The organism is Candidatus Enterovibrio escicola (assembly GCF_002464935.1).
Classification (GTDB): domain Bacteria; phylum Pseudomonadota; class Gammaproteobacteria; order Enterobacterales; family Vibrionaceae; genus Enterovibrio; species Enterovibrio escicola.
Window position 1 is genome coordinate 1 of the sequence record NZ_NBYY01000001.1, and the last position, 11,994, is coordinate 11,994.

Genomic DNA, 11,994 nt, shown 5'->3' on the forward strand with positions numbered 1-11,994 from the left:
AAAATTTGATGATAATGAGATTTTACCTACATTTTTTAATCCATTAAGACGAAAGATACCGCAAGTCAGTGCTGATGGAGTCTATGACGGAAAGCAGATCATCACGTACTGAAAAACAAAGGAATATCGCCCAGTATTCCACCTCGAAGCAATGCGGGGTAATTGGAGGAAGTACATCCTAGAAATGAAGCAGCAAAGGCGTTGAAATATGATCAATTCGTGGAGTGAAAAAAGGATAGGGTTTATCACAAACGCTCTTTAGCAGAGACAGCAATGTTTCGCTATAAACAGTTACTCATCCCTAAACTTACTCTTCGTAATTACGAATACTCTAGTTAGTAAAGCATTGGCAAATATGAAAGCGATGAACAAAATTATAAGACTCGGCATGCCTGTTCGCTAGCAGATAAATTAAGACTGTAAAAAGATTAGGATCAGTGCGTTATGAGCCTGATTTAATCAACAATGCCAGAGTAACCATACGTTCAAGGCAGACTATGAGCAAACCCACTTTCATCTAAGTAACCACAGATCTGCATAAGTGCTTGCTTATCAAACCTAGTCATCTTGATGCTCGACTTCTTTGGTTGAAATGAATACGCAATAAACCCCGCCAGCAAGTTGGCCGTAAAGCTGATATAACTACGGTGCCGAGAATACTCGATTTGGGATATGTTTTTTAGTTGGTCAAAACGGTTTCAATAATAAATCGTTTCCAGAGCATCAGGCGGTTCCAAAGTTTCATAACTTTGGGTTTCATATTTTTTTACACCCGTCATCAGTCTCATTTCCTTGTCTACAAGTTCTCGCTACAATGAACCAGAGATATAACCTTTATCTCCGTATAAAAACCCCAAAATCTCGTCAACCATTTCCAATACAGGCTTTTTATCATCCACGTTATCCGTCGTCACTTTGACTGAGATAATGCCACCTTGGTCATTGATAATGAGGTGTAATTTGAAATCGTAAAACCACCCCATCGTTCCTTTACCTCTCGCTTCGCGGTACCTTTAAAAACCTGATATCTAAGAATGAGTAGGTTGTGATAAACCTGTAGCTTGGACGAATCAACGAAGGCAATCCCTGACGGTGAGTGAGGTAAGAGCAAAGCGGAACCAGAATACCTTACATGAGATTGAGTATCCTCGTGTAGCTAACTAATTCAGGAAATTCGTTGGTGCGGTAGCGACAAATAAAGTGGATGTAATAGGTTTTTAAGTCTCGATACCCCGATTGATGGAAAGCTATCACTATCGTCATCACTTCGCTAACTGACAGGCGAAAAGGCTTTTTTCTTTGTTTTATACCGGAAAAATTAGGTGTTTTTCCCATGCAGGAAGGAAAGTCTGGCAGAAGTCGTCGACATCGACAAAAACAGCGTCTAAGTTATTAATACTTAAATTCTTATGCAATCAATAGTTTATTTCAAACGATCAGATCGCGACTTTGGCATTTAGTTCATTTCTTATGCTCGGCTCAGGTTATCTACTATTAAACACATCTTTTCCCAACATTATCCGTCTCTCCCATGTAGCATTTATCAGCAAGTTAAAGTACGCGAGAAACAACTGAGGAAATCCTCAAGAGAAGGCTCCTATCTGTAGGATCAGGTGCCAACAAAATACTCTCTATTTGATAAAGGAAAGGTCGTTTATCACACCGACGTATCGAGAAATATTGCACATCAAATAACTACATCTATACTTAATTTAAGGCGTTTAACTCAAAAGGAGAGATGCGCTTATGACTATCACGAGTATTGATGTACTGGACTCGGTTGTCGATATCACTGCCCAGACGGAGTCTGATACCATCTCTGAAAGCCTAATCACAACCATATTACAGTTAACACCCACAAAGCAAGTTTTGGTGTTGGACTATAATCCAGAGGCTATTCCAGAATTCATGGTCGTCACATGCTCAGACCTTTTTTTGTATGATAAAGAGAAAAAATCTATTGAACACGTGCTGAGAAACTGTGTTTTTAAAGGCGAGAGCGTAGTGGAATTTAGTCCAAATGACAAACAATCATTACTTGCTGTTCCTATATCTTATGGTGAAAAAAATGATATTCATGCGGTGGTACTTTGTAAATCGGATCTATTAAAGGGGGTTGAAGTTCAACTGATTGAGGGGTTAACAAAGATCTACGAGAACTATCAAAAAATTATCTCCTCCAGCGAGAGAGATGGTTTAACCGGCTTATACAACCGAAAAATGTTGACCACTAAAATTGATTTACTGCTTGACCGTTTTCTTATCCAAGGCACCAACCTCACCAATAACCCTACCCAGTATCATTGGGTATGTATCTTTGATATTGACAACTTCAAGCTGATCAACGATTCCTTAGGTCATGTCTTCGGTGATGAAGTGATTTTATTGATCACCGCATTAATGCGAAAACATTTCATCGATGAAGATATTTTATTCCGTTATGGTGGTGATGAATTTGTGGTGATTCTACATCCACAATCGCGGGAAGAAATGGAAAGCATAGTGCGTACTTTCATAAGGGCAGTAAAAGAACGTGATTATGGCCAAGCTAAGGAAGTTTCTGTTTCCATGGGTGTAGCTGCTATCAGTGATCAAGAACTCAACGCGATTACCGTATTAGGTTTTGCAGACCAAGCATTATATAGAGCCAAACAAGACGGGAGTAACCGACTTGCTTTTTATGAAGATTTAGTTCTAAGCGGTGAATTAAAAGCATTACAACCTGAAGATGATGTGGAGTTTTTCTAAAAATAGTCATAGATTGTACCCAGTTCTCCATCTTTTCAACCAATAAGTATAAAGTAAATTTTACAATCCAGATCGGCGTTGTTGATTAAATTAGGCCTATAACGCACTAATTCCAATCTCTTTTGCAATCTTAATTTATCTGCTGGTGAATGGGCATACCGAGTCCTATAACTTGGTTCATCGCTTTCATATTTACCAAGACTGTACCAACTTTATCATTGTAATTACGAAGAGTAAGTTTAGGGATAAACAACTGTTTATAGTGAAATATTGCTGTCTCTGATAATGAGCGTCTATGATAAACCCTGTCCTTTTTTCACTCCGCGAATTGATCATCTTTCAACGCCTTTACTGCTTCATTTTTAGGATGTACTTCCTCCAATTACCCCGCATTGCTTCGAGGTGGAATAATGGGCGATATTCCTTTGTTTTTCAGTACGTGATGATCTGCTTTCCGTCATAGACTCCATCAGCACTGACTTGCGGTATCTTTCGTCTTAATGGATTAAAAAATGTAGGTAAAATCTCATTATCATCAACGGCAAGATGAATTTTGTGCTAAATACACTGATTCTCCTTCCCGTGTTTACGCGTTTTCCATTCACCTTCGTCGTATACTTTTAGGCCTGTGGCATCAACAACGACATGAGAGATAGCTCCTCGATTCAGCAAAGGGTACTTAACTTTTACGGTCTTCGGAGGGTTACTAATGTAAGTCTATGTAGGGAATTCCAGAGGGACATTTATCAACGTAAAAACCGAATTAAGAAAGCCTGCTAATCCACGAAGTGGGAGCTTGAAAATATCTTTCACCCTCAGTGCCGTTTTAATCGAAGTATCCAAGAATATAAACCCACGGCCACGATGACCGTGATGCTTTAGACAATGCCATGCCTTAATAGCAGCGACATCTATCCAAAAAGTCACTGAACCACGGTTTATTAATACTTTATTATATTGTTTCCAGTTACTGACCTTGTCCTTGGCTTTTCCCATCATCACTTCCCGCTTAACTCCATAATAATCTGATTGTAGGAATTAAAATTAGTTCAGACATTTGGGAAACAACACCAAATAGGGTGGTTCTACGGCTTCAATTTATACCTCATTATCAATGACCAAGGTGGCATTATCTCAGTCAAAGTGACGACGACTAAGGTGGATAACAGAAAGCCTGTATCAGAAATGGCTGACGAGCTTTACAGGTGTTTACACGAAAATAAAGGTTATATCTCTGGTCCATTTGAGCGGGAACTTGTAGACAAGGGAGTGACATTAATAACGGATGTGAAAAATAATATGAAACCCAAAGTGATGAAAATTTGGGATCGCCTGATGCTCCGGAAACGATTTATTATTAAAACCGTTTTTAACCAACTAAAAAATATATCCCAAATCGAGCATTCTCAGCACCGTAGTTGTATTAGCTTTGTATGGTCAACTTGCTGGCCTAGCTTATCACATATGCATTTCAATTTAAAGAAGCCGAGTATCAAGAAAGACTAGGTATGCCTGTTCGCCAGCAAAATATATATAAGACTGCAAAAAAGATTGGGATCAGTGCATCATAGACTTAATTTAATCAACAATTCCTTCTCCCAGTGTCAAATCGGCGCATTTTTGCATAATAATTCATCTAGAATCGATAAAAATTACAGTCAAGTGGCACATCAACCAATTTTCAATTGGTAGTGTATTCCTATCAACAAGTTATAAAAAAGAGAATTAGGAAAAGCTTATATTAATAGTGTTTAACTTGTGATTCAGGTCGCTAGATACATATGATTTATCCGATTCTATTTAACACTGTGTTATGTTGAACAATTTATCGACAAACTTGTCAGGGTAATAAATATACACCACATTTAAAGGTCTGAAATCAAAAATAATTTCTTATTTAAGGAGAACGAAATGAAAATTGCTGTGATTGGCGCCGCAGGTAGCATTGGTCAAACCTTATCGCTGCTTTTGAAAAACCATTTACCTGCTGGCTCAGAGTTATTTTTATATGACATTGATCCCATTGTACTAGGTGTAGCCGTTGATCTTAGTCATATTCCTAGGTCGGTCATTGTTAAAGGTTATAGTGGTGACGACCTGACATCTGTATTGGACGGTGCTGATATTGTTTTGATCGCTGCAGGTATAGCACGTAAACTTGGGATGGATCGTTCAGATCTGTTTAATATAAATGCTGATATTATTTATTCACTAAGTGAAAGAATTGCAAATACCTGCCCGAAAGCATTTATCGGTATTATAACTAACCCTCTAAACAGCACAGTTGCTATTGTAGCAGAAGTATTCAAAGCAAACGGCGTCTACGACAAGAAACGCCTATTTGGTATTACGACGCTAGATATCCTCCGTTCAGAAACCTTTATAGCCGAGTTGAAAGATCAAGACCCCATCAGCATTCGCGTTTCTGTAATAGGTGGTCACTCTGGCGTAACAATCCTTCCGCTATTGTCTCAAGTTGAGGGCATTGAATTTACAGTAGAAGAAGTAAAAGTCTTGATACATCGTATCCAAAATGCGGGTACCGAAGTTGTTGAAGCAAAAGCTGGGGGTGGCTCTGCAACCCTGTCTATGGGTCAGGCGGCGTGTCGTTTTTGCCTCTCACTGGTTCGTGCTGCTCAAGGTGAAAAAGGTGTAATTGAATGTGCCTACGTTGAAGGTGATGGCAAATACGCTCGTTTCTTCGCACAATCTATACGTTTGAGCCAAGATGGTGTAGAAGAAACTCTGGATCACGGTTTATTGAGTGTCCTTGAACAGGATACACTGGATAATATGCTTGAAACATTGCGTCAAGATATCAAAATGGGCGTAGAATTTGTCAAGTGAGACACCAAGGTTAGAGTGTTAAGCCACTGTTTTTATCGATGTGTTATCAGTCAGTAAGTGCTTTCGACGTTTTGATCGGTTAAAACAACGCGTGTCTCCCCTTGAGGGGAGACACGCGTTGGGTGGAACTAGATAAAGTTTATTTCTTGCGGTGAACAGAAAGTAGTGCTAGTACTTTCAGTGCTTCTTTGTATTCAGATTCAGGAACGGGTACTAACGCGTGGATCGCTTTTTTTGCTTCTTCTTCTGCACGTTGTTGAGTGTATTCTAACGATCCTACTTGATTCATACAGGCTATAATCTGATCTAATTTATCAAAAGCATTTCCATGCTCGATAGCGTCTCGAATCATCATTACCTGTTTGGGATCTCCGTGTGCCATAGCGTGCAATAATGGTAAGGTCGGTTTGCCTTCGGATAGGTCATCACCCATATGTTTCCCCATATCTTCACCTTGCGATGTGTAATCCATGACGTCATCAATTAGTTGGAATGCGGTTCCTAAATAACGGCCATAGTACTGCATAGCTTGTTCGATATCCTTCGGCGCGTCTGCGAGAACTGCTCCCATTTGGGTTGTGGCTTCAAATAATCGCGCTGTCTTAGAATAGATGACCCGCATGTAGCTAGTTTCGGTTGTGTTCGGATCATTACAATTCATTAGCTGCAACACTTCACCTTCAGCAATCACGTTGGTTGCACGACTCATCAGATCTAGGATCTTTAATGAGCGAAGCTCCGTCATCATTTGAAATGATCTGGTGTAGAAATAATCACCAACTAGAATGCTGGCGGCATTACCGAACAGAGCATTCGCTGTAGCTTTACCACGACGTAGATCAGATTCATCAATCACATCATCATGAAGAAGAGTTGCGGTATGAATAAATTCAATGAAAGCAGCTACGGTACAGTGGTTTTCTTCTTGGTAGTTGAGAGCCTTTGCCGATAGTATCGCCAGCATAGGGCGGATACGTTTTCCGCCACCGCTGATGATATAAAAACCAAGTTGGTTGATTAATTCTACGTCAGAATTTAATTGCGCGAGCATTTTTGTATCGACTTTTGCCATATCATCGGCAATAAGTACTTGGATAGTGTTAAGATCCATTCATGAGTCCAATTTAGGGGAGAAATGTAGTACGATTACCAATCGCTTCCATTATTTTTTTGAGGATATTACACTAATCTCTCACACTCTACATCATACACAAGGACTGTAGTTAAACTAATTAGAGAGGAAAATTTACTGAGCGGCTTTTCGCCAACTTTCTTTCGTTATCCCCTTGCCAGTTTATGAATGTTGCCGTAGAATTCCCGTCCTATTGATGAATTAAATGCACCCCTAGTTGCACAATTCCTAAACGCAGTAGGCTGTGCGGAAATGCGGAGAAAACCATGTACGCAGTTTTCCAAAGTGGTGGGAAACAACACCGTGTAAGCGAAGGACAAACTATTCGCTTGGAAAAGCTAGACATTAAAACTGGCTCATCTGTTGAATTTGACACAGTTCTACTGGTAGCTAACGGTGAAAATATCACTGTTGGTGCACCGTTCGTGGCAGGTGGTAAAGTAACTGCAGAAGTAGTTAGCCAAGGTCGCGGAGATAAAGTAAAAATCGTTAAATTCCGTAAACGTAAACATTCTCGTAAGCAAATGGCTCACCGTCAGTGGTTCACTGAAGTTAAAATTATAGGCATCAGCGCCTAACTTAGGAGAAAAAAATGGCACATAAAAAAGCTGGTGGCTCTACACGTAACGGTCGTGATTCAGAAAGTAAACGTCTCGGGGTTAAACGCTTTGGTGGGGAATCTGTACTAGCAGGTAACATCATTGTTCGTCAACGGGGTACTAAATTCCACGCGGGGACTAACGTCGGTTGCGGTAAAGACCATACACTTTTCGCGTTGTCTGACGGCAAAGTAAAGTTCTATGTTAAGGGCTCTAAAAGCCGTAGATTCGTTAGTATAGAAACTGGATCATAGCTTTTTATTTTGTTCCGAAGAACCCTACCTTACGGTGGGGTTTTTTATTATATAAAACTCAAAAGTGTAGCTGTTTGTATTGATATATTAGAGACGTAAGCATGTAGCGATAGATTTGTTCTACACACGTCCATTACACCTATCACGACTGTTTTAGTCCGTGTACAATTGAAGAAGTAAAAGAATACTGGATGATTTTTGATCTTAAAAGCAATATGATCATCAATCTTAGGTGCTTCATAAGGGTACTGCTAAATCGCCAATGTTAACCTGAAAATGTGTAAAACTGAGTGGGATTGAGGAGGATGGGGTATGGAAAAGTAAGATGAAATTTATAGATGAAGCGGTGATTCGCATTGAGGCGGGAGATGGTGGGAACGGTACTGTCAGTTTCCGACGCGAAAAATACGTACCAAGGGGTGGTCCTGACGGTGGTGATGGCGGTGATGGTGGTGATATTTATCTGTTAGCAAATGGAAGCCTGAATACTTTAATAGACTTTCGTTTTGAGCGTTTTTACGCGGCAGGTCGTGGTGAAAATGGACGTGCCGCAAACTGTACGGGTAGGCATGGTAACGATTTGGTGCTGACTGTCCCAATAGGAACACGTGCTATAGACGAAGATACCGGTGAGGTGATTGCGGATTTGATTCTGCAGGGCATGAAGATCATGGTAGCTAAAGGTGGTTGGCATGGACTAGGTAATACCCGTTTTAAATCGTCTGTAAACCGTGGTCCTCGTCAGAAGAGCATGGGTACAAAAGGCGAACTACGCCATCTACGTCTTGAACTTTTGTTGTTAGCTGATGTAGGTATGCTTGGCCTACCAAATACAGGTAAGTCAACATTCATTCGGGCCGTGTCTTCGGCAAAACCTAAAGTGGCGGATTATCCGTTTACTACTCTGGTTCCAAGCTTAGGTGTTGTACGTGTTGCACAAGATAAGAGCTTCATTGTGGCTGATATTCCAGGGTTAATTGAAGGAGCAGCAAAAGGTGCTGGTCTGGGTATCCGCTTCTTGAAACACTTAGAACGTTGCCGAGTCCTGCTACACATGATTGATCTGATGCCTGTTGATGAATCTGACCTTGTCGATAATGCCTTTATTATCATCAAAGAGCTACAACGCTATAGTGGAAAGTTGGCAGAAAAACCACGTTGGATCGTATTCAACAAAAAGGATCTGTTGCTAGAAGCTGAAGCTGAAGCACAAATTGAACGTGTTCTTGCAGTGTTGGACTGGGATGGACCTTATTACGCTATTTCAGCAATCAATAAGCAAAACATGCAACAACTTATATATGATTTAATGAAATTTATCGATGCAATGCCTCCACAGCTTGAACAAGAAACAGGAAAAGAGGACAAAGTCGAATTTAAGTGGGTTAACTACCATGAGTAGCTAAATAAGCAAGTATGATACAATCAATTCTTATTGATGACGACGATAATTGGAAAGATGATGATGACGATGTCAGAATTCTCTATGGATCTTAGACTGTCCAAGTTTGATAATAACCTTTGTGAGGTTACAGTAATGTATTCAATAAGTTTTGGTCTATTTCACTTATTGTATTACTCCAGTCATAACTGATCTTACCCGAGTGATAATTAGTTTACTAATGCTATAACAAGGGCATCGTCTATACGATTATGGCTGACTATAGTTAAAAACTTACATGTGATACATCCACAACTATATCAAAACAACTTGATGATCTCGTGTAGAGTAAATTTACTGAGGCCATGCTAAGCGCCCTCCATCAGGTAAAATATACAACCTAGCGGAGAGTCAGCCAGACTAAAGTACACTCTCCGCATTCTCTTTTGGTGTGAAAATATGCGTGCCACATAAACAGTTAAATGACAATAACCGATTTTATATTGAGCAACGATTGCCTGAGGGCGCTGAATTTAGCTAGGTTATCCTAATATGTGACTGTGCTAACTCCACTGTCAGTCGCGAAATAAAACGACATATCCCAAATAATTTTCGAGACGTCTCTTATTATCACCTTGCTCCAAAAGAAGCTAAAGGAAACCGTTTAGACATCACGAATGGGCTGGCTTTTGGCGGTATTCCAGAGACCAGAGAGAATGAAGGCGTTCATTTATAAGCATCTCAATCCACATATGTCACCCGATATGATTAGCGACGAACAGTCTCTAAAACACGATGAGGTACTCAGTGAAAGCATGATTTACTGGCATATATGGGGCATGACAGGGGTAATGGAGGGGCGCTCTACAAGAGCTCCTTTTGATCATGGCAACCCTATCTAATCGAAAGAAATGGCGGCGATAAGGTAAAAATAAAGGGGTATGCGGATTTAGTGAGTGAAATGGGACTTTTTAAATCCCTTTCAAATTCTTTGATTAAAGTTGATATGCTCGAACCATAGTTCGTTACTATTTTCGGTTCCACAGCCATATCAAACAAGCTAATGGCATCATCAGGAATTAGATCTCGTTGATATAGTGGACGTTTCACTTTTTGGAATCCTTCAGTAAATAGCATTTTAGCCCTAAGAGCTTCAAAGCTAATAACCTCGACCAGTACGGTTCATAACTTGAATGAGGTTGTTGAGACTTTCCGTATAAGCATTCGTTATTGGATGATCAAAGTACGCAAAAACTTCATTGTGCCAGTTCCCCATAGCTTTGATCAGCGGATCGAAATACCGCGTCATTTCAGATGAAACCAGTCGTAACCAAGCGTAGTAAGCTTGCTCAGCTTCATCACGCGTCTGACTGTTCCAAATGACAAAGAAAGACTCTTTAAATTCGTAAGCTTTTCCCATTTCGGGATAGTTAAGTATCCAGCCAGAATAACGTAAGTATTCCGCATCTGAGAGTTCGTGCTTTCGCTTTAGCAGTACAAACCTATCCTTTAGTAGTCCACGGCGCTGTTGTGCGTAAGTTGGCTACGTATTGCTTTTCTTGCACGATCTAACGACTCGTTAGCCATTTTGACTACGTGGAACTTATCTATGACGATAGTGGCATTCGGTATCATGGTTTCTACCGTGTCCTTATAAGGACGCCACATGTCCATTGCGACAAATTCAATACGCTCTCTGTCTTCGCGTTTTGTAAAGTAGCGAAGTAGAGTTGATTTATTACGGTTATCAAGCATATCAATGACTGTTTGATGCTCAATATTGGTTAACACGCATCGAGGTTTCTTGATGATATGAATTTCATCAATTCCTAACCATTTTGGCATTTCTAATTTCAGTTGTTCTTCTTCACGCTCGCAGTAATCTTGAAATATGTTACGGATTGTTTTTTCATCCACACCTATATCATCTGCAATACTTAAAAATGTACGTTTCTGGCTCTCTCGCTCGATGTATTCAATAAGCCGTTTAGTCATCCTACGTTTTTTATCTTTGCGCGATACAAGCTCGTAGAACGTCTTATTACAACTTTGGCACTTAAAACGTTTACGATTTAAGTGGATGCCGACACGCTTGCCGTGCATGGGTATATCCATAAGAATTTCGGTTCTTTTCCCAAAACCAACGAGATCAGGTGTGTAGCAGTGGATGCAAAATGAAGGCGGGTATTTTAGTTCAGCGTAAACCTGATAATCATACTCAGATTCATGAACCTGACTAACATTGTAGTCAGGATAATTCAAAATATTTGTCATAGTCAAAAAGAAAGGAGCCGAAGCCCCTTGCTGTCACTCCACTTCTACTACATCATCAATGCTAGCCTCAGCGTACAACTCTTTGGATAGCCAGCGATGGCCAAAAAACTCTTTAACCTCTTCCAGCGTTTCACAGACCTTGCCGCTAAAACGGTCACGCTCATCTTGCCTTCTAGTGCGACCAACTTGATGACAGATAAATTTTCCGCTTTGGTCTTGTAAAGAGATAACTCTGTCCAACGACCAGTTTGACCGTTATAACCACTGCCAATAGCTTGATTATTAGAACTAGCCGCATTTGCTACCAGTTCACCAGTAAAGCGAACGTTTGGCGCGGTATCAATATCAAGTGTAAATGTTTCCATGTCAGAATCCTCGTCTACGTCAATTATTTGCTCTATCTCAAGTACGCTGTAATTAATGCTGCTGAAATCAGAATCCAGATAGTCAGCCAATTCGTGTGCATTCAGCTCGTCACAATCTTCATCAACAACCGTAACGCTTTCTACAGACCAAATAGCATCCTGTCCCTCGGTTCCTGTAGACAGAGAGTCGGAGTAGCATTCGTCGTAGTTAAAGCCTTCGGTGTAAGTAATTTTGATACCATCTAAGGTTGAGGTTTTAGAAGCCAAACCAAAAACGTGAGGAATATCGTTCAGATCAAAAGATTCGTTTTCTTCGTTCCACTCTTCAACCTGACGATCAAGACGCTCTAAAACTTCGCAATCTTGTTCTCGCTGCCAGTCGTTGCGAGCTACC

General features: G+C 40.3%; 9 protein-coding genes and 6 pseudogenes. 9 read left to right on the plus strand and 6 right to left on the minus strand.

Annotated features, from left to right (window positions below; all coding sequences use genetic code 11):
• Nucleotides 1–403: pseudogene (locus BTN49_RS16845) on the plus strand (transposase); the annotation flags it as partial.
• 82 nt (nucleotides 404–485) lie between these two features.
• Here BTN49_RS16845 and BTN49_RS00570 read toward each other — a convergent pair.
• Nucleotides 486–1,397: pseudogene (locus tag BTN49_RS00570) on the minus strand (IS982 family transposase).
• 475 nt (nucleotides 1,398–1,872) lie between these two features.
• Between BTN49_RS00570 and BTN49_RS00575 the strand changes: the two are divergent.
• A complete protein-coding gene (locus BTN49_RS00575; protein WP_223823922.1) occupies nucleotides 1,873–2,748 on the plus strand; it encodes a GGDEF domain-containing protein in 876 nt (291 codons plus the stop codon).
• Nucleotides 2,749–2,878: 130 nt separating this feature from the next.
• On the opposite strand, the pseudogene BTN49_RS00580 reads toward BTN49_RS00575, so the two are convergent.
• Nucleotides 2,879–3,744, minus strand: a pseudogene (locus tag BTN49_RS00580) (IS5 family transposase).
• A gap of 75 nt (nucleotides 3,745–3,819) precedes the next feature.
• Here BTN49_RS00580 and BTN49_RS00585 point away from each other — a divergent pair.
• Nucleotides 3,820–4,254, plus strand: a pseudogene (locus BTN49_RS00585) (transposase); the annotation flags it as partial.
• A 405-nt stretch (nucleotides 4,255–4,659) separates the two neighbouring features.
• A complete protein-coding gene (mdh, locus tag BTN49_RS00590; RefSeq protein WP_097355596.1) occupies nucleotides 4,660–5,595 on the plus strand; it encodes a malate dehydrogenase in 936 nt (311 codons plus the stop codon).
• A gap of 139 nt (nucleotides 5,596–5,734) precedes the next feature.
• Here mdh and ispB read toward each other — a convergent pair whose 3' ends face one another.
• Nucleotides 5,735–6,706: an octaprenyl diphosphate synthase gene (gene ispB, locus BTN49_RS00595; protein ID WP_097355597.1), complete on the minus strand. Its 972-nt coding sequence runs from the start codon at nucleotides 6,704–6,706 to the stop codon at nucleotides 5,735–5,737.
• Nucleotides 6,707–6,993: 287 nt separating this feature from the next.
• Between ispB and rplU the strand changes: the two genes are divergently transcribed.
• From rplU to BTN49_RS00615, 5 genes and pseudogenes are all read left to right on the plus strand, one after another.
• Nucleotides 6,994–7,305: a 50S ribosomal protein L21 gene (gene rplU / locus BTN49_RS00600; RefSeq protein WP_097355598.1), complete on the plus strand. Its 312-nt coding sequence runs from the start codon at nucleotides 6,994–6,996 to the stop codon at nucleotides 7,303–7,305.
• 14 nt (nucleotides 7,306–7,319) lie between these two features.
• Nucleotides 7,320–7,580, plus strand: a complete 261-nt coding sequence (rpmA, locus tag BTN49_RS00605) for a 50S ribosomal protein L27 (protein ID WP_097355599.1) — start codon at nucleotides 7,320–7,322, stop codon at nucleotides 7,578–7,580.
• A gap of 325 nt (nucleotides 7,581–7,905) precedes the next feature.
• A pseudogene (gene cgtA, locus BTN49_RS00610) lies at nucleotides 7,906–9,077 on the plus strand (Obg family GTPase CgtA).
• On the plus strand, nucleotides 9,019–9,174 hold the full coding sequence (locus BTN49_RS13610; RefSeq protein ID WP_158523531.1) for a hypothetical protein: 156 nt from the start codon (nucleotides 9,019–9,021) through the stop codon (nucleotides 9,172–9,174). The pseudogene cgtA and the gene BTN49_RS13610 overlap by 59 nt, the downstream one beginning before the upstream one ends.
• A gap of 464 nt (nucleotides 9,175–9,638) precedes the next feature.
• Nucleotides 9,639–9,863 (plus strand): hypothetical protein, encoded by a 225-nt coding sequence (locus tag BTN49_RS00615; RefSeq protein WP_097355600.1) that lies wholly within the window; start codon nucleotides 9,639–9,641, stop codon nucleotides 9,861–9,863.
• Here BTN49_RS00615 and BTN49_RS14375 read toward each other — a convergent pair.
• The 3 genes and pseudogenes from BTN49_RS14375 to BTN49_RS00625 form a co-directional block, all read right to left on the minus strand.
• Entirely contained in the window at nucleotides 9,856–10,071 is a 216-nt protein-coding gene (locus BTN49_RS14375; protein WP_190322198.1) for a hypothetical protein, read from the minus strand. The two genes, BTN49_RS00615 and BTN49_RS14375, sit on opposite strands and share 8 nt — an antisense overlap.
• Before the next feature lie 49 nt (nucleotides 10,072–10,120).
• Nucleotides 10,121–11,235: pseudogene (locus tag BTN49_RS14385) on the minus strand (ISL3 family transposase).
• A gap of 47 nt (nucleotides 11,236–11,282) precedes the next feature.
• The coding region (locus BTN49_RS00625) for a hypothetical protein (protein ID WP_199399236.1) at nucleotides 11,283–11,994 on the minus strand (712 nt) is incomplete at its 5' end.

Excerpts from the sequence above, each read along its gene's own strand:
- rplU (WP_097355598.1), top strand. The coding sequence starts at position 6,994 with ATGTACGCAGTTTTCCAAAGTGGTGGGAAACAACACCGTGTAAGCGAA.
- ispB (WP_097355597.1), bottom strand. The coding sequence starts at position 6,706 with ATGGATCTTAACACTATCCAAGTACTTATTGCCGATGATATGGCAAAA.
- rpmA (WP_097355599.1), top strand. The coding sequence starts at position 7,320 with ATGGCACATAAAAAAGCTGGTGGCTCTACACGTAACGGTCGTGATTCA.
- mdh (WP_097355596.1), top strand. The coding sequence starts at position 4,660 with ATGAAAATTGCTGTGATTGGCGCCGCAGGTAGCATTGGTCAAACCTTA.
- BTN49_RS00615 (WP_097355600.1), top strand. The coding sequence starts at position 9,639 with ATGGGCTGGCTTTTGGCGGTATTCCAGAGACCAGAGAGAATGAAGGCG.
- BTN49_RS13610 (WP_158523531.1), top strand. The coding sequence starts at position 9,019 with ATGACGACGATAATTGGAAAGATGATGATGACGATGTCAGAATTCTCT.